Source organism: Streptomyces sp. KLMMK, from assembly GCF_036961605.1.
Classification (GTDB): Bacteria; Actinomycetota; Actinomycetes; order Streptomycetales; family Streptomycetaceae; genus Streptomyces; species Streptomyces telluris.
Genome location: NZ_JBAMDC010000088.1, coordinates 1 through 21,151 on the forward strand (window position 1 = coordinate 1; position 21,151 = coordinate 21,151).

General features: G+C 72.7%; 17 protein-coding genes. 11 read left to right on the top strand and 6 right to left on the bottom strand.

Translation table 11 applies throughout. From position 1 onward, the window contains the following. Positions 1-376 precede the first annotated feature (376 nt). Positions 377-1,654, top strand: a complete 1,278-nt coding sequence (locus tag V7793_RS15860; RefSeq protein WP_336006902.1) for a streptophobe family protein — start codon at positions 377-379, stop codon at positions 1,652-1,654. Positions 1,655-1,661: 7 nt separating this feature from the next. On the opposite strand, the gene V7793_RS15865 is transcribed toward V7793_RS15860, so the two are convergent. Genes V7793_RS15865 through V7793_RS15875 form a run of 3 tightly spaced genes read right to left on the bottom strand, consistent with a single transcriptional unit; the run spans position 1,662 to position 5,626 of the window. Then, on the bottom strand, positions 1,662-2,651 hold the full coding sequence (locus tag V7793_RS15865) for a serine/threonine-protein kinase (RefSeq protein ID WP_336006904.1): 990 nt from the start codon (positions 2,649-2,651) through the stop codon (positions 1,662-1,664). Beyond that, complete coding sequence (locus V7793_RS15870) at positions 2,651-3,181, bottom strand: hypothetical protein (RefSeq protein ID WP_336006906.1); 531 nt, start codon at positions 3,179-3,181, stop codon at positions 2,651-2,653. Before V7793_RS15870 ends, V7793_RS15865 begins: the two co-directional genes overlap by 1 nt. 18 nt (positions 3,182-3,199) lie before the next feature. After that, entirely contained in the window at positions 3,200-5,626 is a 2,427-nt protein-coding gene (locus V7793_RS15875) for an FHA domain-containing protein (RefSeq protein ID WP_336006908.1), read from the bottom strand. An 81-nt stretch (positions 5,627-5,707) separates the two neighbouring features. Here V7793_RS15875 and V7793_RS15880 point away from each other — a divergent pair, with 81 nt between their 5' ends. The 3 genes from V7793_RS15880 (at position 5,708) to V7793_RS15890 (ending at position 9,410) form a co-directional block, all read left to right on the top strand. Next, entirely contained in the window at positions 5,708-6,136 is a 429-nt protein-coding gene (locus tag V7793_RS15880) for a gamma-glutamylcyclotransferase family protein (protein ID WP_336006910.1), read from the top strand. Between the two features lie 301 nt (positions 6,137-6,437). Continuing rightward, positions 6,438-8,288, top strand: a complete 1,851-nt coding sequence (locus tag V7793_RS15885) for a M4 family metallopeptidase (protein ID WP_443057919.1) — start codon at positions 6,438-6,440, stop codon at positions 8,286-8,288. A 201-nt stretch (positions 8,289-8,489) separates the two neighbouring features. Continuing rightward, complete coding sequence (locus V7793_RS15890; protein ID WP_336006912.1) at positions 8,490-9,410, top strand: alpha/beta fold hydrolase; 921 nt, start codon at positions 8,490-8,492, stop codon at positions 9,408-9,410. Here V7793_RS15890 and V7793_RS15895 read toward each other — a convergent pair. Both V7793_RS15895 and V7793_RS15900 read right to left on the bottom strand, forming a co-directional pair. Further along, positions 9,350-9,670, bottom strand: a complete 321-nt coding sequence (locus tag V7793_RS15895) for a WhiB family transcriptional regulator (protein ID WP_179084116.1) — start codon at positions 9,668-9,670, stop codon at positions 9,350-9,352. The two genes, V7793_RS15890 and V7793_RS15895, sit on opposite strands and share 61 nt — an antisense overlap. 105 nt (positions 9,671-9,775) lie before the next feature. After that, positions 9,776-11,161 (bottom strand): M6 family metalloprotease domain-containing protein, encoded by a 1,386-nt coding sequence (locus V7793_RS15900; RefSeq protein ID WP_336006915.1) that lies wholly within the window; start codon positions 11,159-11,161, stop codon positions 9,776-9,778. A 199-nt stretch (positions 11,162-11,360) separates the two neighbouring features. On the opposite strand from V7793_RS15900, the gene V7793_RS15905 reads away from it, so the two are divergent. Continuing rightward, the gene (locus V7793_RS15905) at positions 11,361-12,059 is read left to right on the top strand and encodes a TetR/AcrR family transcriptional regulator (protein WP_336006917.1); all 699 of its coding nucleotides are present in this window, start codon (positions 11,361-11,363) and stop codon (positions 12,057-12,059) included. Between the two features lie 92 nt (positions 12,060-12,151). Then, the gene (locus V7793_RS15910; protein ID WP_443057920.1) at positions 12,152-13,615 is read left to right on the top strand and encodes an amino acid permease; all 1,464 of its coding nucleotides are present in this window, start codon (positions 12,152-12,154) and stop codon (positions 13,613-13,615) included. A 112-nt stretch (positions 13,616-13,727) separates the two neighbouring features. Here V7793_RS15910 and V7793_RS15915 read toward each other — a convergent pair whose 3' ends face one another. Continuing rightward, entirely contained in the window at positions 13,728-14,657 is a 930-nt protein-coding gene (locus V7793_RS15915) for an AraC family transcriptional regulator (protein ID WP_336006920.1), read from the bottom strand. A gap of 115 nt (positions 14,658-14,772) precedes the next feature. Here V7793_RS15915 and V7793_RS15920 point away from each other — a divergent pair, with 115 nt between their 5' ends. The 5 genes from V7793_RS15920 to V7793_RS15940 all read left to right on the top strand — a co-directional run. Next, positions 14,773-15,798 (top strand): zinc-dependent alcohol dehydrogenase family protein, encoded by a 1,026-nt coding sequence (locus V7793_RS15920; RefSeq protein WP_336006922.1) that lies wholly within the window; start codon positions 14,773-14,775, stop codon positions 15,796-15,798. 452 nt (positions 15,799-16,250) lie between these two features. Further along, a complete protein-coding gene (locus tag V7793_RS15925; RefSeq protein ID WP_336006925.1) occupies positions 16,251-16,721 on the top strand; it encodes an NUDIX hydrolase in 471 nt (156 codons plus the stop codon). Further along, complete coding sequence (locus tag V7793_RS15930; RefSeq protein ID WP_336006928.1) at positions 16,718-18,742, top strand: ABC transporter ATP-binding protein; 2,025 nt, start codon at positions 16,718-16,720, stop codon at positions 18,740-18,742. Before V7793_RS15925 ends, V7793_RS15930 begins: the two co-directional genes overlap by 4 nt. 257 nt (positions 18,743-18,999) lie before the next feature. Further along, on the top strand, positions 19,000-19,971 hold the full coding sequence (locus V7793_RS15935; protein ID WP_336006930.1) for a cyclase family protein: 972 nt from the start codon (positions 19,000-19,002) through the stop codon (positions 19,969-19,971). Positions 19,972-20,142: 171 nt separating this feature from the next. Continuing rightward, a partial coding sequence (locus V7793_RS15940; protein WP_336006932.1) for a GAF domain-containing protein occupies positions 20,143-21,151 on the top strand: 1,009 nt, incomplete at its 3' end.

Consider the following 21,151-nt stretch of genomic DNA (forward strand, 5'->3'; position numbering starts at 1 on the left):
GGGCCAGTCCGCCCGGGTCGGCTCCGGCGGCTCGGCCGGGGTGGGCGGACCGGTCCGGCCGGATCCCCTTCCCCCACCGGAGAGAGGGCCGGACGGCGGGCCGGTGGGGCGGTCTTCTGACGGTGGTTCGGACGACACGGGCCCTGCTCCTCCGTTTTGGTCCTCTGATGGGTCCTGCGCTGGGATGTCACCGCCCCCCGCTGATCATTGTGTGCCGCAGACCGGCGCGGGCCGCAAGCCGGGTTCGCCCGGGGAGGGGTGGCCCGGTGGGCGGATCTCCGACAGGTGGAGCGGACCGCGCGGGCGTACGTTGAGCTTGCGGGCTCCCCTTCCGGAGCCCGGGTACCCGACCTTCGACGAGGCATGCGGAGGCAGTGTGAGCCAGCCGCCCGGGGACGCGCCCTCCTTCGTGCGCGTCTGGTGGGACGCCTTCGCGGCCGTGGCCGCCGCGGTGGCGGCCATGTTCGCCGTCGCCGCGCTCGGGCTGTGGGCCGCCGGAGCCGACGGCCTGCAGGGCGCGTTCCCGGCCGTGACCGCGGCCACGGTCGTCTCGGCCGTGGGCGGCACGGTAGAACTGTCCGGCGGCGCGGGCGTCCTGGGCCGTACGGGGGCCTCGCTCGACGTGGTACCGCTCTCGGTGACCCTGGCCGGCGCGATCGCGCTCGCCGTCGTCTTCCTGCGCCCGCTGCGCCACCACGCGGTGGCGGGCGGGCGCGACCTGCTCGCCCGCGTCGCCCGTACGGCCGTACTGTGGCTGATCGCCCTGCTGCTCATCGCCCTCGGCGCACGGCACACCTTCCGCATCGACCTGGGCGAGTCCCTCCTCGGCGACATCGGGGAGGCCCTGGACGTCTCCCCCAGCGTCGGGTTCCGCGCGTCGATCGGGCCCACCCTCGGCTTCGGGCTGCTGTGGCTGCTCGTCCTGCTCGCCGTGGCGGTCGCGGCCTCCCGCAAGACGCCGCTGCCGTCGCGGCTGCTGCGCTTCCAGGACCCCGTGCGGCCCGCCGCGTTCGCCGTGGTGGCACTGCTGCTCGGCTACGTGCTGCTCTTCCTGCTCATCGGGCTCGTCTCCGCCGTCACGCGCGGCAACCCGGCGGGGACCATGGCGGTGCTCCTGCTCGGCCTGCCCAACCTCGCCTGGATCTCGCTGGGCCTCGGCCTCGGAGGCTCCTGGGAGGGGCGCGTGCCGGGCCAGTCCCTCGGGCTGCCCCTGCCCGAGGCGCTCACGGCGGTGCTGCGCGCGGGCGGTGACGAGCCGTCCACGGTGACCGTCGCCTCGCTCGCGGAGCACGACGGGCGGGCGTGGCTGCTGGTGGCCCTCGCCGTGGTCGCCCTGCTCGCGGCGGGCTTCCTGCTGGCCGTGCGCTCGCCCGCGGCGATGCAGCCCTGGGAGCACGCGCTGCAGATGGGGGTGGCGCTGGCCGTCACGCTGTTCGTCATCGGCTCCCTCACCCGCATCTCCGCCCGCGTCGGGCTGTCGCTGCTGGGCATCGGCGACCTGTCGTCCTTCGGCGGCGAGGTCGCCCTGACCCCGCACCTGCTGACGCTGACCGGCGTGGGTCTGCTGTGGGGTCTGGTGGCCGGCTACCTGGGCAGCCTGCTGTCCCGGAGGGCCGTGCGCCGGGGCCTCACGGAGGAGGCCGGGAAGCCGTAGGGGGCACTCACCGCCACCGTTCGGGGAACACCGCCGCAGCCCACGCCGGCGGCTCGGGAACCTCCGGCGGCTCGTCCGGCGGTTCCTCCGGCGGCCGGGGCGTCGTACCGTGGTCGACCGGGCGCCTGTCGGGCAGCGTCGTCGCGGACCGCAGGGCCGCCACGAACCCGCAGCAGTCGTCGTAGCGCTCGTCCGGCGTCTTCGCCAGGGCCTTGCCCAAGACGTCGTCGGCCGCGTCCGGCAGCCCGGGCCGGCGTTCCGACAGCTTCGGCGGCGCGTCGTACTGGTGGGCCCACAACAGCGCCATGTCGTCCTCGCGCCGGAACGGCGGCGCTCCCGTCAGCATCTCGAAGACCACGCACCCCAGGCTGTACACGTCGCACCGCCCGTCGACCGGCTTGCCCGCGATCTGTTCGGGGGCGACGTAGTCCAGCGTGCCGACGAACTGGCCCACCCGGGTGTACCCGGTCAGCGACAGGGACTTCTTCGTCAGCCCGAAGTCGGTGAGGTACACGTGCTCGGGATGGTCGGCGTCGGTGCCTTCGGCCACGAGGATGTTCCCCGGCTTGACGTCCCGGTGCACCAGGTCGTTGGCGTGGGCGGCGTCGAGGGCGGAGGCGACCTGGCCGGCGATGCGGCACACGGTGTCCGGCGGCAGCGGCCCCTCGCGGTCGAGCAGGACGCGCAGGTCCTGCCCGGCCACGTACCGCATGGCGATGTAGAGCCGCCCGTCAGCCTCGCCGGCCTCGAACACCGGGACGATGTGCGGGTGATCGATGGCCGCGGCGACCTGCGACTCGTGCGCGAAGCGCTTGCGGAAGGTGTCGTTGCGGGCCAGTTCGGGGGCGAGCAGCTTGAGCGCGACGATCCGGCCGAGCCGCAGGTCGCGGGCGCGGTAGACGACGGCCATGCCGCCGCGCCCGATCTCGCTCTCCACCTCGTAGCCGGCGATGCGGTCGCCGATGAGCTCGGACGGGCGTTCACCGGCCCCGGCCATCAGCCCTCACCGCCGGGCCCGGCCGGGGAGGCGAGGGCGGCCATGGCCGTGCCGTCGCAGTAACACCACACGTCCCGTCCTGCGTCGTAGAGCCAGACGGCGTCGCCGTCCACCACGGCTCCGATCCGCAGCCCCCGCGTCGTGCGGCCGAACGTCTCCCCGTCCGTGCGCCCGGCGGCGAGGTCCTCCATCGCCGTGCGGTACTGCCCGAGGGTCTCCTGAACGCGGGCGAGGAGGGCGCGCGCGTCCTGCGTCCGCTCGGGCAGGCCCCCGGCCGCGGGCGGCCCCTGCGGCAGCGAGACCAGGAGCCGGGCGTCGGTCCACGCGACCCATCCGTTGGAGCACAGCACCTGCCCCCATTCGCCGCGGCGCTCGACGAGCCGTACGGGCAGCAGCGGGTCCAGCGGCTCGGTGGGGACGGTCCCGTCGGGGGCGGTCCAGGTGGCGAGCCCGCCGGGGGGCACGACGTGGGTGGGCAGGAATCCGGGGATGCCGGACGCGCTGCCGGGCGAGAGGGGGACGGTGCTCATGAAATGACTCCGACTCCGTCACTTCCGCATGACCGCGGGCTCGTGGCGGCGCAGGAGGCGGGCCACCAGGAAGGCGAACACGAGGGACAGGACCACCATCATGCCCATGTCGAGCAGCCAGGTGCCGACGGCGTGCCGGAAGAGCGGGTCGCCTCCCCCGGCCGACGGCGGCAGCTGCCCGGCGGCGGGAGGGATGTGGGTGAAGTCGATCGTGGCGCTCATGGCCGCCAGCGCCCAGCGCGAGGGCACCAGCCAGGAGAGCTGCTCCAGCACCAGCTTGTTGTTGAGCTCGATCATTCCGCCGCAGAAGACGACCTGGACCAGGGTGATGAGCACCAGCAGCGGCATGGTGACCTCTTCGCGGCGGACGATCGCCGACACGAGGAGGCCCAGCAGCATGGAGGTGAACGACAGCAGCGCCAGGGCCAGCGTCATCTCGATCAGGGGCGGCATGAGCACGCCCTTGCCGCCGGGCGCGCGGGTGTCCACCCCGCCCAGGCCGACGATGGACAGGACGATCGCCTGCGCCACCGTGATCACACCCAGGACGATGATCTTCGACATCACGTAGGCGGACCTGGACAGGCCCACGGCTCGTTCACGCCGGTAGATGACCCGTTCCTTGACGAGTTCGCGCACGGCGTTGGCGGCGCCCGTCAGCACGCCGCCGACGCACAGGATCAGCAGGACGGTGTTCGCCTTGTCGGCGGAGGCGAAGCGGGTGCCCGAGGACAGCCGGGCCATCGCGCCGGTGACGAACGGCAGCACGATCATGATGATCAGGAAGGTGCGGTCGGTGCTGAGCGCCATCACGTAGCGGCGCATCAGCGTCCACAGCTGGGCGCCCCAGCTCTGGGGCTTGGCGGGCGGCGCGGGCGGCGCCTCCGGGGCCGCGGCCGCGGCGAGGCGCGGCTGTTCGGCGGCGGCCTCGACGAACTGCCGGTGCTGGGACGAGGCGCGGAACTCCCCCGGCCAGTCCCGGTCCTTGTCGTTCTCGAAGGCTTCGAACGCCTCGGGCCACTCCTTGAAGCCGAAGAACTCGGGCGTGTCGCCGGGCGGTCCGTAGTAGGCGGTCCGCCCGCCGGGGGCCAGGACCAGCAACCGGTCGCAGACGTCCAGGCTGAGCACGCTGTGGGTGACGACGATGACCGTGCGGCCGTCGTCGGCGAGGGTGCGCAGCGTGTTCATCACCGAGCGGTCCATGCCCGGGTCGAGGCCGGAGGTCGGCTCGTCGAGGAAGAGCAGCGACGGCTTCGTCAGGAGTTCCAGGGCGACGCTGACGCGCTTGCGCTGGCCGCCGGAGAGGCTGTGGATGGGCTGGTCGGCGCGCTGTTCGAGACCCAGTTCGCGGATGACCTCCTCGACGCGGGCCAGGCGTTCGGCCTTGGCCGTGTCGCCGGGGAAGCGCAGTTCGGCGGCGTAGGACAGGGCGCGGCGCACGGTGAGCTGGACGTGCAGGATGTCGTCCTGGGGGACGAGTCCGATGCGGGCCCTGAGCTCGGCGTAGTCGCGGTACAGGTCGCGGCCGTCGTAGAGCACCGCGCCCTGGTCGGCGGGGCGCAGGCCGGTGAGGGCGTTGAGGAGGGTGGACTTGCCCGAGCCGCTGGGGCCGACGACGGCGAGCAGGGACTTCTCCTCGACGGGGAAGGAGACGTCGTCGAGGAGCCGCTTGCGGCCCCCGTCGGCCTCCACGTGGACGCACAGGTCCTGGACGTCGAGGGAGATCTCGCCGCTGTCGACGTACTCCTGGAGCTGGTCGCCGACGAGACAGAAGGCGGAGTGGCCGATGCCGATGATGTCGCCGGGGAGGACGGGGGCGCGGCGCACGGGATGGCCGTTCAGGAAGGTTCCGTTGTGGCTGCCGAGGTCGACGATCTCGTAGGCGCCTCCCGGCCCGGAGCGCAGTTCGGCGTGGCGGCGGGAGACCACCAGGTCGTCGACGGCCACGTCGTTGTCGGGGCCGCGGCCGATGCGCACGGTGCGGGGGGTCAGCGGGCGTACGGAGGTGGGCCGGCGGAACGTGCCGGTGGCGGCGGGCATGGCGACGGACGAGGGGCGCTCCGCGGGGGCTGCGGGGGCCGCGGGATGCTCCGCCGGGGGCGGCGGTGGCGGCGGGACCGGGGGCGGTGCGTTCCTGAGGACGACGGCGGGCCCGTCGGTGGGGTTGCCGAAGCGCAGGACGGTGCCGGGCCCCACGTCGAGGACCTGCACCCGGCGGCCTTCGGCCCAGGTGCCGTTGGTGCTGCCGGTGTCCTCCAGGGTCCAGTGGCCGGCGGCCGGGTGCAGCACGGCGTGGTGCCAGGAGACCCGGTCGTCCTGCAGGACGACATCGCTCAGGGGATCGCGCCCCACGAGGTAGGAGCGGACCGGGGAAATCGTCTTCGAGCCGCCTTCGGACTCGATGACGAGTTCGGGGGCGGAGGGCGCGGCAGGCCGATCTCCCATACCGGTAATTTTACGGCGGGCCGCCCGCCCCCGCCTTTCGGTGCCGGGCGCGCCCGTGGCGCCGGGTGGAGGGAGCGGGAGATGGCGGTGGAGCCGGAGCGGCTGCCCGTGTTCGTGTACGGGACGCTGCGTCCCGGGCAGGTCAACCACGGGCACTACCTGCGGGGCCGCACGGTGGCCGAGGAGCCGGCGCGGCTGCGGGGCGCGGTGCTGTACGAGGGGCCCGGCTATCCGTACGCCGTGGCCGAGCCGGGCGGGGAGGTCCGCGGGGAGCTGGTCTCGGTCGCGCCCGGGGAGTACGCGGCGGTGCTCGCGTCCCTGGACGAGCTGGAGGGCTGCGGTCCGGACGGGCGCGGGGAGATGTACGTACGGGTCGGGCGGCAGGTGCTGACCGAGGGCGGGGGTGCGGTGCGCGCCTGGGTGTACCTCGCGGCGGACCGGACGGCGCGGCGGCTGCGGGCGGTGGGGACGCGGGTGGCGGGTGGCAGCTGGCCGCACGGGCCGGCCTAGGCATGACCCTCCGTCATCTCACATAATGAGACGCGATGGAGGCTTGCAACCCCTCCCCCAAAACTTCCCTCTTCACCCGCAGTTCGACGCCACGTCACGGTCCGGGCACCTTGCGTAGAGGCATTGTTAACAGTTGATCAACTGTCCGGACATCACGGCTATCTGCTCTTTTCATGCCCATGCCAGTACAGGCAAAGTCCTCCGCGGGACCACAGGTTCCCGCGGTGCGCGAGTGACGGCACCGCGTGCATCGGGCGGACGGCTGACCACCGAACCGCCCTCGACGCAAAGGGCGCTGAACTTGCGTACAACCCCCACAACCCGCAGACGAATACTCATCGCCGCCGCGACGGTCGTGGCCGCGGCCACCATGGCGGGCACGGCGTCCGCCACCCCGTCTCAGCCTGTGGACACTGCGGACTCCCTCCGCGACCGGGCCCGGGCAGCGGCTGCGGACTCCTCCGTCGGCGCCGCGGCCCTCGCCGCCAACGCGGAGACCGTGAAGGCCGCCACCGCCGCCGCCCTCGCCCACGCGGACGCCACGGGCGTCGGCAAGAACGAGACGCTCCGCGTCAAGGACACCCTCATCGACCCCGAGGGCAAGCGCCACGTCCGTTTCATCCGGGCCTACCAGGGCGTCCCCGTCGTCGGCGGCGACCTCGTCGTCCACCTCGACGCGAAGAAGAACTACCTCGGCGTCACCCGGGCGATCAAGCACCGCGTCGCCGTGCCGTCGGTCGCCCCGAAGCTCACCGCGCCGCAGGCCGCGGCCGAGGCGGCGAAGTCGGTGGACGGCAAGGCCGCCAAGACCGAGCTCGTGGTCGACGCGCGTAGCACCGAGCCGGTCCTCGCCTACCGCGTGACCGTCACGGGCAGCGGCAAGGCCGAGACCGGCGTCAGCCACAGCGTCGTCGTGGACGCCGGCAGCGGCAAGGTCATCAGCAGCACGCCGCTCAGCGACGGCATCATCTCCCCCCGCCTGAAGGCCAGGCTGCGCAGCGAAGGCAAGGAGGCCAAGCCGCGCACGGGCGCCAAGGCGACCCCGCCGGCCAAGGCGCAGTCCGGCACGCAGTTCCCGGCCCAGGCCAGCGGCACCGGCGCCTCGCTGTTCGCGGGCAGCATCCCGCTGACGACCACCCAGACGGCCAAGGACTCCTTCGTCCTCAAGGACCTCAGCCGCGGCGGCGGGGAGACCCGCGACGCCCAGTCCAAGGAGCTCGACTCCTTCGCGGCGGGCAAGGCGTTCACCGACGCCGACAACCGCTGGGGCAACGGCACCGCCACCGACAACGCCACCGCCGCCGTCGACGCGCAGTTCGGCATCACGAGCACGTACGACTACTACAAGGCCACGTTCGGCCGCAACGGCATCAAGAACGACGGCACCGGCCCGCGCGCGCTGGTGCACTTCGGCGACAAGGTCGGCAACGCCTTCTGGTCCCCCGAGTGCGGCTGCATGCTCTACGGCGACGGCGATGGAGAAACGTTCAAGCAGCCGCTGGTGGCCCTGGACGTCACCGGCCACGAGCTCAGCCACGGCGTGATCGAGGCGACCGCCGACTTCCAGCCCACGCGGGTGGACGCGCGCCAGAACCAGTTCGGCGAGGCGGGCGCGCTCAACGAGTCGCTCGCCGACATCTTCGGCGCGGGCGTGGAGTTCCGGACGAACAACGGCGGCAACCCGCCGAACTACCTCCTCGGCGAGAAGCTCGGCCTAGAGCAGAAGTTCCTGCGCCGCATGGACAAGCCGTCGCTGGACGTCCTCGAGGGCACCGTCGACTACTGGGACGCGGGCTCCTACGACCGTGAGGTGCACGCCGGCTCCGGCGTCTCCTCGCACGCCTTCTACCTGCTGGCCGAGGGCAGCGGCAAGAAGACCATCGGGGGCGTGGAGTACGACTCCCCCACGTACGACGGCAAGGCGGTCACCGGCATCGGCCGGGAGAAGGCGCAGCAGATCTTCTACCGCGCCCTGACCCGCTACATGGTCTCGACGACCGACTTCCACGAGGCCCGCACCGCCACGCTGCAGGCCGCCGCGGACATCCACGGCGAGAACAGCGCCGAGTGCAAGGCGGTCGACGCCGCCTGGGCCGCGGTGAACGTGACCGCGGCCAACACCCCCAAGGAGGGCCCGGCCGTCAAGCGCTGACGGTTCCGGTTCGCACCCGCCCGGCCCGTTCCTCCGCACCTCGCGCGGGGGAACGGGCCGGGTTCCGTGTGATCCACAACATCTGGCCCGGTGATGTGGATGTTGTTATGGTCGTCGCCACCAGTGGGTTGGGTGTTCAAACCCACCCCGGACGCTACTGGTCGACAGCCAAGCACAGGTCGACGACATAGGGGGAGCACAGTGTCGGCAAACGCAGGGACGGTCACGGACGCCGAGGGGCTCAAGGCCCTCAACGCCGAACTCGCGGCGTCTTTGGACGGCGAGTTCACCAGCGAGTACGCGGACGTCAACGGCGTCCGGCTGCACTACGTGACCGGCGGTCAGGGCGAGCCGCTGGTGCTGCTTCCCGGCTGGCCCGAGACGTGGTGGGAGTACCGGAAGGTGATGCCCGCACTCGCGGCCCGCTTCCGTGTGATCACCGTCGACATCCGCGGCATGGGCGGGTCGAGCAAGCCGGAGTCCGGCTTCGACAAGAAGAACATGGCCCAGGACATCCGCGAGCTGGTGCGCCACCTCGGCTACGACAAGGTGAACATCGCCGGGCACGGCATCGGCGCGATGGTCGCCTTCGCCTATGCGGCGAACCACCCGGACGCCACGGAGAAGGTGGCAATCCTCAACACCACGCACGCGGACCGGAGCTACTACAAGTTCCCCATGCTGCCGAACCCCGGCGACAAGGGCCCGCACCGCTGGTGGCTCGCCTTCAACCAGGTGGCCGACTTCCCGGAGCAGATCCTCACCGGCCGCTACCGCCACATCATCGACTACATGTTCGGCCTGAGCCTGGTGAACCCGGACGCGATCACCGACCGCGACCGGGACGTCTACGCCCAGGCGTACTCGTCGGCCGAGGCGATCCGCGCCGCCAAGGGCTGGTTCCAGTCGTACCAGCAGGACATCGCGGACTTCGAGTCGTACGACAAGATCTCCGTGCCGATGCTCGGCCTCGCCTACGGGACGTTCTTCGAGTACATGCGGGAGGTGTTCCCCCAGCAGGGCACCGACGTCCGCATGGCGGAGATCGAGGGGAGCCGCAACTACCTGGTCGAGGAGCAGCCGGAGGCCGTCACGCGCGCCCTCCTGGAGTTCCTGGGCTGAACCCGGCCCGCGGCGGACGCCGCACGCCGGGGCTTTGCGGCCCGGTGCAGCGCCCGCCGCTCGGCCTCGCTCGTCCCGCCCCACACGCCGCTCTCCTGCCCGGACTCCAGCGCCCAGCGCAGGCATTCCGCACGCACCGGGCAGGTGCGGCACACCGATTTGGCATCCTCGGTCTGTACGAGTGCGGGACCCGTCGTACCGACGGGGAAGAACAGCTCGGGGTCCTCGTCGAGACAAGCGCCGTACTGTCGCCAGTCCATGTGGCGATCCATGGAACGATCCCTCCGGTCGGGTCGGTCGGTGCGGGGTGAGGTCCCTCTCCCCACTCCGCGTTACCCGGGATCCGTGAGGTATCCGTGTGAACGTCACGCCATGTGGACGTCGATGCCCATCTCCTTGTCCCCGGGCCTCCCCTGGACCTCGATGGTGACGCCGGAGAACGTCCTGTCGGGGAGGTTGAGCGCCGGGGTCGTCGTCTCGCCGAGGATCGTGTTGTCCCCCTCGGGATACAGGTCGTGGGCGTCCCCGCTGTTCCCCGTCCTGAAGATCGCCCCGAGGTCCCGTCTGCCGTCCGCCTGCAGGAGTTCGATCGCGAGGCGGTCCTCCCTGTTCACGTTCTTGATGGCCTCGTCGACCACGTAGACGGCGACGCCCTCGTCGGGGAGGGCGGCGTCCTGCCCGCGCCTGCGCCGGTACTCGACGAGGAGGTACTGCTTCTCCGTCATGGTGTCCGGGTTCTGGATGAAGACGAGGTCGCCGGTCTCGGCGGCCGGCCGTATCACCACGTCCTTGGTGGTCGTGGAGATGCCTTGCGGAACGGCCCAGCCGTGGAACATGCGCAGCATGCCGTTGGGGAACGCCGGTGTGAGACCGGAGTTGCCCCAGTTCCCGGAAGCCATCAGGCAGTAGTCGCCGAGCCCGCTGGACTTGGTCGCCTCCAGCTCACCCGTGTCGTAGAAGTCCTCCCAGCCCGCAGCCAGGTGGCCCCACTCGTGGGCGCACACGCCCATGGAGCAGTCTTCCGGAACCGTGAGGAACGTCTCGGCCTTCAGGCCGCCGGCAACCTCCATGCCGTCCGGGATGCCCCATTTCAGGCTCCAGATGTCGTCCCGCGACTCGGTGCTCTCGGCTCCCCTGCCCGCGTGCACGATGAAGAGCGCGGTGACCATGTTCTGGCCGAGCGCGTCGAACGGGGTGAAGTCGACGCCCTCGTCGAGCGCTATCCGGACGGCGTCGCGGGCCATGCCCTGGGCGTTCCTGGGGAACCCTTCCTCCGTCAATCCGGAGTTCCCGTCGGCGTAGAAGGAGAGCGGCTGCGGCATCCGGAACCAGCCGTGGACCTCGCCCCGGACATCGATGCCGTTCTCGCTGAACGACCCGAAGCCGCTCACCCTGCGGTAGTAGTCGCGCATGCTGCCGGTCAGCAGGGAGTCCTCGCTGAACAGCAACTGCCGGTAGTGGCCGGCACGGTGATTCGGATCGTGCTGCCGGTCGGGGAAGTCCACCAGGAGCACCAGGGTGTTGATCGTCCCTTTGAGCCGCTTGGGGGGCCGTTCGATCAGCTGCCGCTCGGCGACCGGCCCGACCCGGACGGCGCCGTCGTCGAGTCCCACGCGCTTCTCGCCGCGCCGGGCGGAACGCCAGACGTAGTAGTAGTCCTCGAAGGTGGTTCCCTTCGGCAGCCGGCCGAGGTCGACCAGGTCGAGGTACCGGGTGTAGAGCCGGGCCCGCGCCTCGGGTGCCAGAGGCACCGGGCAGGCCCGGGTCGTACGGGTGTGTCGCATGGTGATCACTCACCAGGTCGGATCGATCACAGGATACGGAGCATCTTTACCTCGTAAACATGCTGTCTCCGTTTATGCTGTATACGTACAGGCTCATCCCGCTTCGCACCCTTTGTCAAGGGCGGGTGTCAGAGGCGGGGCTTCCTCGCGGAGGAGGTCGGTCACGATGGCTGACCGCGCCCGGCTCACCCGGGAACGCGTCGTCGGGGCGGCGCTGCGCATCGTCGACGGCGAGGGGCTCGACGGGCTGAGCATGCGCCGGGTGGCCGAGGAGCTCGGCGTCGAGACGATGGCCCTCTACCGGTACACCCCCAGCAAGGACGACCTGCTCGACGGCCTCGTCGAGCGGATCTTCATAGAGCTGGAGGAGAGCCTCAGCGGCACCCCGTTCGGAGCCGAGGCCGTCGCCGGCGGGGGCGACGAGGACGCTCCCCCGTGGCGGGAGGCCCTCGTCGCCGTCGCGCGGGCGATGTACCGCGTCGCGCTCGCCCACCCGAACGTCGCGCCCCTGCTGGCGCTCCGCCCCTTCGCGGTGCCGCTGACGCGGCGCCCGCCCGCGGTGCTCCGCGCCCACGAGCGCCTGCTGACCCGGCTGGAACGGGCGGGGCTGGGCGAGCGGGCCACGCTGGAGCTGTACCGGGCCGTCATCTCCTGGGTGCTGGGCTACATCCTCTTCGAGCTGCGGGAGGTCGTGGACAACCCGGACGAGCCCGAGCCCGCCTTCCGCATGGGCCTGCACCGGCTGCCGGTCAAGGAGTTCCCCCGCCTGCGGGCCCTGGGCCCCGGCCTGGCCGTGCGCGGCGGCGAGGAGCAGCTCGCCGCCGGCGTCACCGCCCTCGTCGACCGCTTCGCTCCCCCGACCTGACAGAGCGGGCGGCGCGGAAGGGTGCCGTGCCCGGCTGATCGGTAGGTAGTGGTTCCACGCCCACGCCCCCCTTGAGCCCCAGGACGGTCAGCATGCTCGCGCCACCTCCCGCCGGCACCGGTACCCGCACGAGCCCGGCCGCGCCCGCCGCCGCCACGCAGACGGAGACGGGCGCCGGGCTGCCGCGCGGGCTCAAGCAGCGCCACCTGTCCATGATCGCGCTGGGCGGCGCCATCGGAGCGGGCCTGTTCGTCGGCTCCGGGGTGGGGATCAGGGCCGCGGGTCCCGCGATCGTCGTCGCGTACGTCCTGGCCGGCGGCCTGGTGCTGCTGGTCATGCGGATGCTGGCGGAGATGTCCGCCGCCGACCCGGCCACCGGGTCCTTCTCCGTGCACGCGGCGAAGGCGCTCGGCCCCTGGGCCGGTCTGACGGCGGGCTGGCTGTACTGGTCGCTGCTGGTCGTCAGCGTCGCCGCGGAGGCGATCGGGGCGGCGGACATCATGACGGGCCGGCTCCCCGGCGTTCCCGGCTGGGTGTGGATGACGCTCTTCATGGCCGTGTTCACGGGCAGCAACCTCGCCGCCGTCCGGCGCTTCGGTGACCTCGAGTTCTGGTTCGCCGGCCTGAAGGTCACCGCCATCTGCGTCTTCCTGCTGCTGGGGGCGCTCGCCGTCTGCGGCCTCCTGCCCGGCTCCGCCGCGCCGGGCGCCGCCCATCTCACCGGCCACGGAGGCTTCCTGCCGCACGGCTGGCACGGGCTCGCCCTCGGCCTCGTCGCGGCGGTCTTCGCCTACGGAGGGCTGGAGACCGTCACGATCGCGGCCGCCGAATCCGCCGACCCGGTCAGGGCGGTGGGCCGCGCCGCCAGGACCGTCGTCTGGCGCATCTGCCTCTTCTACATCGGGTCCATGGCCGTCATCGTCACCCTGCTGCCCTGGGACAGCGGCACCGCGCACACCAGCCCCTACAGCGGCACTCTGGAGCGCATGGGCGTCCCCGGCGCCGGGCACCTCATGAACGCCGTGGTGCTCGTCGCCCTGCTGTCGGCCATGAACGCCAACATCTACGGCTCCTCCCGCATGCTCTACTCCCTCGTGCACCGCGGCGACGCGCCCCGTGCCCTCGGCCGTGTCACACGGGGCGGCGTCCCGCGCAACGCCGTCCTCGCCTCCGCCGCCTTCGGCTTCGCGGCGGTCGTCCTCAGCGTCGTCTGGCCGGACACCGTCTTCCGCTTCCTGCTCAACGCCGTCGGAGCCACCATCCTGATCGTCTGGTTCCTCATCGGCCTCTCGCAGCTGCGCCTGCGCCGCCGCCGTGCCGCGCGCAGGGAAGCCGGACCGCCGGTGCGCATGTGGCTGTTCCCCCACCTGACCCGGCTGGCCCTGCTCGCGATCGGCGCGGTCCTGGTGGTCATGGTCGTCGAACCGGACTCCCGGACTCAGGTCCTGTGCACAGGAGTCTGGGCGGCGCTGCTGATCGTGTGCGGTCTGATGAAGGGGCACCGGGGCAGGGCGCGGCGGGCCGCACACGCCGGGGCCCGGCACCGGGCAGGGTGACGGGCCCCCGACTCCGGCACCGGCGCCTCTGCGGCTCACGCGGGCCGCTCCGGACGCACCGGTTTCGGGCCACCGGTCACGCCGGTCATGCCGGTCACGCCGGTCACGCCGGTCATGCCGAGAGGTCGGCCCCCTGCTTGCGGTAGCGGCCCGGCGCCACCCCGTACTCGCGCTTGAAGGCCTTGGCGAAGGCGAACTCCGACGTGTATCCCGCCCGTTCGGCGACGGTACGCAGCGGGGCGTCGCCCTCGCGCAGCAGGCGGCCCGCCGTCGTCATGCGCCACCAGGTCAGATAGGCGAGCGGCGGCTGGCCGACGAGCGCGGTGAAGCGCCGGGCGAAGGCGGCGCGGGACAGCGCCGCCCGGGCTGCGAGCTCCTCGACCGTCCAGGGCCGCGCCGGGTCGTCGTGGAGGGCGTGCAGGGCGGCCGTGACGGCCGGGTCGCTCAGGGCCGCCGCCCATCCGGACGTCTCCTCGGGTCGCTCGGTCAGCCACCAGGTGCGCAGCAAGTAGAGCAGCAGGGTGTCGAGGAGCGCGGGCACGACGGCGTCGGATCCGGGCTGGGGGTCGGCCAGTTCGGCGCCGAGCAGGTCGACGGCGGCCCGCAGCCGGTCGTGGGCGCCGATGCGGGCCGGGAGGTGGATGAAGGGCGGCAGGCCGGTGAAGAGGGGGTGGGCCCGCGCCTTGTTCAGCTGGTAGGCGCCGCAGAGCATGAGGGTGTCGTCGCCCTGGGCGGGCCCCCGGTCACGGAGCGACGGCCAGGAGCCGTCCGCCTTCAACCGGGCGTCCTCCAGCGGCGTGCCGGGGTCGTCGGCGAGGCCGTGCCCGTACCCGTGGGCGAGGAAGACGACGTCGCCCGGGCCGAGCCGGACGGGTTCGGCGCCGCCGGGCGGCAGCAGCCACGCCGAGCCCTGGAGGACCACGTGGAAGCCGGCGCCCTCGGAGGCGGGGAAGCGGACGCCCCAGGGCGCGCGCTTGACCGAGCGCGAGGAGTGGGGGCGCCCGGTGCGCATGGCGGCGATCGCGTCGCTCAGTACGTCCATGGCGGCACTGTACCGCCGCGGTCGCACCCTGCCGCCATGATCGAAAGACGCTGGGACATAGCCAGGAGGTTTTCGGATATGGATCGTCTTCCATCCCCTCCGTACGGTCGTTCCCATGACAACTTCTTCCGTACACACGGCAGTCACCGGGGCGGCAGTCACCAGGGCGGTCCTCTTCCACGAGCTCGGCGGCCCCGAGGTCCTCAAGGTCGAGGACGTGCCGCTCGCAGGGCCCGGGCCCGGTGAGGTCCTCTTCCGCGTCGAAGCGATCGGCCTCAACCGGGCCGAGGCCCTCTTCCGCGCGGGCCGCTACTACTACCGGCCGACGCTGCCCGGCTCCCGGCTCGGCTACGAGGCGGCGGGGGTGGTCGAGTCGGTCGGCGAGGGCGTGACCGCGTTCGCCCCCGGCGATGCGGTGATGGCCGCGGCCAACTTCGACTTCGGCGTCCACGGGGTGTACGGCGAGCACGCCGTCCTGCCCGAGGCGTCGCTGGTACACCGGCCCGAGGGCGTGGACGCGGTCACGTCCGCGGCGGCGTGGCTGTCGTACTCGACGGCGTACGGCGGCATGGTGGAGACCGGCGGGCTGGCCCCGGGCGACCACGTGGTCATCACGGCCGCCTCCAGCGGTACGGGGACGGCCGCGATCCAGACGGCCCTGCGGACGGGTGCGGTCCCGATCGCCACCACGCGCGGCGAGTCCAAGCGGGAGCGGCTGCTGGAGCTCGGCGCGGCCCATGTGATCAGCACCGGCTCCCAGGACCTGGTCGAGGAGGTCAGGCGGATCACCGGAGGCCGGGGGGCGCGGATGGCCTTCGACGGGGTGGGCGGCCCGGGCTTCGCGGCCCTCGGCGACGCGCTCGCACCCGGCGGCACGATGGTGGCCTACGGCTTCCTGGACCCGCGTCCCATCCAGCTGTCGATGAACTGGCCGCTGACCGTCCACGCGTACGGCAACGGAGTCATGTGCCGCGACGAGGGCTACCGCCGCCGCGCCGCCGCCTTCATCGGTTCGGGCCTGGCGGGCGGCACGCTGGCGCCCGTGATCGCCGAGACCTTCGACGGCCTGGAGGCCATCGCGGACGCGCACCGCCTGATGGACTCCAGCGCCTTCACCGGCAAGATCGTGGTGAAGGTGTGACCGCTGGGACGGTGACGAGCCGGGCGCGCCCGTGAACAGCCGCCGCACGGTGGCGCAGGCCCCTCTGCAAAGAAGGGCCTGCAGCCGCCCCGCAGCCACGGGGACAGCAGCGGCAAGTGATCGTTTCCGGCCGCAACGCAACCCCCGGATCGGGTGACCGGCCACGGTGGAGTGAATCGCACAAACGGCGACCGGCCCCCGCCCCAGAGCCTGCGGGCCGGTTGACGCCTCCTCGAATTCCCGAGCGATGAAACGCCCTTGGAAGGCCGTGACGCCCCCGATCAGGGGTCGTTTTCCCGATCGCTCGTCCGATCCGTACGTCAACGAGGAGGCGTAGTGCATCACCATCACGAGGGCCCCGCGCACACCGGCGGGGTGCATCCGGCATTCGAACACCGCCGGCCGGCAAGGCCCGTGGGATCCGGCGCGGCCATCGCCGGGAGGTGGCCGTCATGAGGCAGCGGGCGCGCTACACGTGCGTGGTCGACGTGATGGTCCTGCTGCACCGCGACGACGGCCGTGTCCTGCTGCTGCGGCGGGCCGGGGACGTGTACGCCGCCGGTCTCCTGGCCCCGCCCGGCGGGCACTTGGAGGACGGCGAGACCCTGGCCGACGGCGCGCTGCGCGAGGTCGCCGAGGAGGTCGGGGTCTCCGTCGACCCGGCCGACCTGGAGTTCTGCCACCTGATCCACCACCGCAGCCCCGAGGGGCAGGCCCGGGTCGGGGTCGTCTTCACCGCGCAGCGGTGGTCGGGCGAGCCGCGCAACCTGGAGCCGGAGAAGTGCTCCACGCTCGTCTGGGCCGACCCGGCGCACCCGCCCGCGGACTGCGTGCCCTGCACGGCCGCCGTCCTCGGCAGGTTCGTCTCGGGGGCGCTGCTGTCCACCCACGGCTGGGACGGCGAGCCGGGAGGCGCGGCATGAAGCAGGAGAACACGAAGCCGAGTGAGCGGAGCGCGGGTGTCCCGGCGGAGGGCGCGGCGCCCGGGAGCCGGCCGGATTCGGAACAACTGCTGTTCGGCGGCCCGCTGCTGTACGACAACGGGTGGACCCGGCACGAGGCGGCGTACTTCGAGATGTCGCTGGGGGCGATGGCCCTGCGCCTGCCCCGCCTCGTCCGCTCCACGGTGCGCCTGGCCCGGCAGGCCGACCGCCGGTCCCTGGCCGTGGTCGGCGCCGCCGAGCTGATCCGGGGCGCGGGGCAGGCCGTGGGGCTGGTCGCGGTCAACGGCGTCCTAACCGCGGTCCTGGCCTCCGGGACCATCGCGCAGCGCCTGCCGGCGGCCGTCCCGGCGATGGTGGTGGTGACGCTCGCCGGGACGGTGAGCGCGCTGGCGGCGTCGGCTTCGACGTCGGGCACGGGCCGGCTGGAGCCGAAGGTCGAGCGGGTGGCGACCGAGCAGTACCTGGAGCGCGTGGTCCGGGTCGAGCTGGCGGCGATCGAGGACGCGGACTTCCACCGGCTGCTGGATTCGGCCCAGTACGGGGCCGCCGCGGCACGCCGCATGATCGGCTACTGCACCGGCGTCATCGGCTCCCTGGTGTCCTTCGCGGCCGCGGCCGGCGTGCTGACCGTGCTGCATCCGGCACTGCTGCCGCTCCTCGTCCTGATGACCGTGCCCCGCTCCTGGGCGGCCCTGCGGAACTCACGGACGCGGTATGCGAGTTACCTGCGATGGGTGCAGCACTCGCGGGCCGGGAGGCTGCTGAGCCAGACCCTGATGCGGACGGGGCCCGCCCCGGAGATCCGCGTCCACGGCGTCGGGCCCTTCCTGGTGGATCACTTCCGCAGCATGTCGCAGGACTCCGAGGCCGAGCAGTCACGGCTGGCCGACAGCGCCGCCCGGGTCCGGCTGGTCGCGTCCGCGCTCACCGGCGCCGCCACGGCCCTGACGTACCTGGCGCTGATCGGGCTGCTGGCGGCGGGGGCGATGGACCTGTCGGTGGCGGGCACGGCCGTGCTGGCCACGCGGACCGGCGGGCAGAGCCTCGCCACCCTCGTCCTGCAGGTCAACAACCTCTACGACGAGGCCTGTTACGTCCAGGACCTGGAGCGGCTGTGCCGGGAGGCGGCGGAGCGAGCCATCCCCGACGGCGGGCTGCCCGTGCCCGAGCGGCCGGCGCTGATCCGCTTCGAGAACGTCACCTTCCGCTATCCCTCCGACGACTCCGAGGGCCCCGAAGGCTCCCGTAGCGCGGAGCGGCCGGCGCTCAGGAACGTGTCCCTGGACATCCCCGCCGGACGGATCGTGGCGCTCGTCGGGGTGAACGGCTCGGGCAAGACCACCGTCGCCAAACTCGTGGCCGGTCTGTACCGTCCCGACGCGGGGAGCGTCCTGTGGGACGGCGTGGACGCCGGCACCCTGGACCGGGCGCAGTTGTTCTCACGGATCGCGATGGTCGGCCAGGACTTCCACCGGTGGCCGTTCACGTGCCGCATGAACGTGGCCATCGGCCGCACCGACCGGCCGCTGGACCAGCGGGCGCTGGAGGAGGCCGCCGTCCACACGGGTGCCGACAAGGTCGTGGCGGAGCTGCCGAAGGGCTGGGACACGCTGCTGTCCAAGGGCTACAAGGGAGGCCATCAGATCTCCGGGGGCCAGTGGCAGCGTCTGGGTATCGCCCGCGCCCGCTACCGCGACGCCCGCATCCTCATCGTCGACGAGCCCACCTCGGCCCTGGACGCGCGGGCCGAGCTGGAGGTGTTCGAGCAGATCCGCAGGCTCGCGGACGGCGGGCAGACCGTCGTCCTGATCACCCACCGGCTCGCGTCCGTGCGGCACGCCGACGTCATCCACGTGCTGGAGCAGGGCGAGCTCCGGGAGAGCGGCACGTTCGAGGAACTGCTGAGCACGCCGGGAGGCGTCTTCCGCAGCCTGTACGAGCTGCAGCGCGGGCAGTTCCAGGACGTGCCCGTACCGGAGCAGCGGCGGCGGACGGCGTAGGCGCGGATGGTGCAGGTGCGGATGGTGCAGGTCCGGACGATGGGGAAGACGATGGGGAAGACGATGGGGAAGCGGACGATGCAAATGTAGCTGCGCAGGTGCGGCCCCCGGGCGGTGTCCGTCCGGGGGCCGCCGAAGGCCGCACGGGGCCGCGCGCCGCGGCGATCGAGCCGTCAACGCGCGTAGAAGCGGTGTCACCGGAATGCCCGCCCGCCTATCGCCCGTATCCGGTGGCCGACGGCTCATGATTCAGCAGCATGGACATGGGCTTGCCGGCCGATGCGCCGGCTCCCCCGCCGGACGGCACCCTCAATGGGCCGGCCGTCTCCCGCGGGGAGTTCGACGCGCTCTTCGAGAGGGTCCGCACGTGGGGCCGCTGGGCGCCCGCCGACCGCGGGGCCTGGAACCGGGTGACCGCGGACCACGTCCGGCGGGCCGGCACCCTGGTACGGACGGGGACCGTGGTGCCGATGGGACGGCCGTGGGACACCGCGCCCGGTCCGGACAACACCAGGCCCGCCCTGCACTACATGTCCGACCTCGGTGACGTCGAGGCGCCCGAGCCCGCCGCCCACAAGGACTTCATCGGCGCCGACTACCACGGCAAGGCCGTCAGTCATCTGGACGCGCTCTCTCACATGGCCTACCGCGGGCAGTTCTACGGCGGCGGCACGGCGCGCGACCTCGTCGGCGCCGGAGGGGTCCGCTTCGGCGAGGTCGCGGCGCTCGGCCCCCTGGTGACCAGGGGGGTGCTCCTCGACCTGCCGGCCGTCCTGGGCCGCCCATGGCTCGAGCCGGGGCAGGCCGTGCACGCCGCGGACCTCGCCGCCGCGGAGGAGGCTCTCGGCGTGACGATCGGCGAGGGCGACGCGGTGCTGCTGCGGACCGGCCGCTTCCGGCGCCGCCGGGAAGTGGGCGCCTGGGATCCCGGCGCGTCCTCCGCGGGCCTCCACGTGCACGCCGTGCCCCTGCTGGCCGAGCGCGGCATCGCCCTGCTCGGCGGCGACGGCGACAGCGACGTCCGGCCCTCCCCCGTCGAGGGCCTGCACTCCCCCGTCCACACGCTCGCCATCGCCGCGATGGGGGTGCCGCTACTGGACAACCTCGACCTCGAAGAGCTCTCCGCCGTCTGCGCCGGCGCGGGCCGTTACGCGTTCCTGCTCCTCGTGGCGCCCCTGAACATCCCCGGCGGCACGGGCTCCCCGGTCAACCCCGTGGCCGTGCTCTGACGGCCGGGCGGTCGCACCCGCACCCCCGCCACCGTCGTCACCGATGGCGACCGGCCGATCACACGGGCGCGACCCGTTCCGTTATGTCGGCAAAGTTCTAAAATGGAACAACAGTGCAGCCGCCCCGGTACGGGTGGCCATCGGCGCACGTACCGATGAGGAGTGATCCGGATGGGGCTCGTGGCGGACGACATCGGTCCCGTACGCGCCCGTGAGCAGTTCCTTCGCGGCGGGGCGGTCGAGGACGCCGTGCGCAGCCCGATCCTGGACTCGTGGCGGCGCAGCCGGGCGCTGGGGCTCTCGCCGGACGGGTGCGAGCTCCCCTACACGCAGGACCTCGACCTCGACGGCCGCCTCATCCGCGCCGCCGCGCCCGTGATGAACCGGCTGCAGGCCGTGTTCGACGGCAGGAGCATGAACATCTCCCTCGCCGACGCGCGCGGGGCGGTGCTGCAACGCCGGTTCGGCCAGGCCGCCATGGTCCAGCACCTGGCCGCGATCCAGAGCGTCCCGGGCTTCGTGTTCGCCGAGAAGTACGGCGGGACCAACGGCATCGGCCTGGCCCTCGCGGAGCGGCAACTGGTCAACATCTACGGCGCCGAGCACTTCGCCGAGCGCTCGCAGGCGAACGCGTGCGTGGCGATCCCCGTGCGGGACCTGCTCAACGGGCGCATCGAGGGGGTCCTCTGCCTCGGCTACCCCTACACGGACGCGGACACGGCGCTGGACGTCGTGATCCGCAGGGCGGCCGGTGCCATCGAACGGCGGCTGCTGGAACAGAGCTCGGCACGGGAGCGCGCCCTGCTGCAGGCCTACCTCGAGGCCAGGCGCCGCGCGCCGGCCGACGGCACGTCCGTCAACGGGCAGCTGGGCGAGCTCGCCGCGAGCGGCCTCGACTGGCGCGACCAGATGATCCTCAAGGAGAAGGCCGGTGAGCTGCTCGCCTCGGCCCAGCGGGCGGCCGTCGAGGTGATCCTGCCCGGCGACCGGCGGGTCACCCTGCTGAGCCGGCCGGTGACGAGCCCCTCCGGCGTGGAGGGCCTGGCCGTCGAGGCGGTCATCCCCTCGCGGCACCAGCGCCTCGCCGTCTCCGCGGACGCCGGACAGCCTCTCGGCGCTCCTCCCGGTCTCCTGGCGCAACAGGCCCTCACCGACGCCGTCCCTCCGCCCGGGCGCCTTC

Excerpts from the sequence above, each read along its gene's own strand:
- V7793_RS15865 (WP_336006904.1), bottom strand. The coding sequence starts at position 2,651 with ATGGCCGGGGCCGGTGAACGCCCGTCCGAGCTCATCGGCGACCGCATC.
- V7793_RS15870 (WP_336006906.1), bottom strand. The coding sequence starts at position 3,181 with ATGAGCACCGTCCCCCTCTCGCCCGGCAGCGCGTCCGGCATCCCCGGA.
- V7793_RS15875 (WP_336006908.1), bottom strand. The coding sequence starts at position 5,626 with ATGGGAGATCGGCCTGCCGCGCCCTCCGCCCCCGAACTCGTCATCGAG.
- V7793_RS15880 (WP_336006910.1), top strand. The coding sequence starts at position 5,708 with ATGGCGGTGGAGCCGGAGCGGCTGCCCGTGTTCGTGTACGGGACGCTG.
- V7793_RS15895 (WP_179084116.1), bottom strand. The coding sequence starts at position 9,670 with ATGGACTGGCGACAGTACGGCGCTTGTCTCGACGAGGACCCCGAGCTG.
- V7793_RS15905 (WP_336006917.1), top strand. The coding sequence starts at position 11,361 with ATGGCTGACCGCGCCCGGCTCACCCGGGAACGCGTCGTCGGGGCGGCG.
- V7793_RS15910 (WP_443057920.1), top strand. The coding sequence starts at position 12,152 with ATGCTCGCGCCACCTCCCGCCGGCACCGGTACCCGCACGAGCCCGGCC.
- V7793_RS15915 (WP_336006920.1), bottom strand. The coding sequence starts at position 14,657 with ATGGACGTACTGAGCGACGCGATCGCCGCCATGCGCACCGGGCGCCCC.
- V7793_RS15920 (WP_336006922.1), top strand. The coding sequence starts at position 14,773 with ATGACAACTTCTTCCGTACACACGGCAGTCACCGGGGCGGCAGTCACC.
- V7793_RS15925 (WP_336006925.1), top strand. The coding sequence starts at position 16,251 with ATGAGGCAGCGGGCGCGCTACACGTGCGTGGTCGACGTGATGGTCCTG.
- V7793_RS15930 (WP_336006928.1), top strand. The coding sequence starts at position 16,718 with ATGAAGCAGGAGAACACGAAGCCGAGTGAGCGGAGCGCGGGTGTCCCG.
- V7793_RS15935 (WP_336006930.1), top strand. The coding sequence starts at position 19,000 with ATGGACATGGGCTTGCCGGCCGATGCGCCGGCTCCCCCGCCGGACGGC.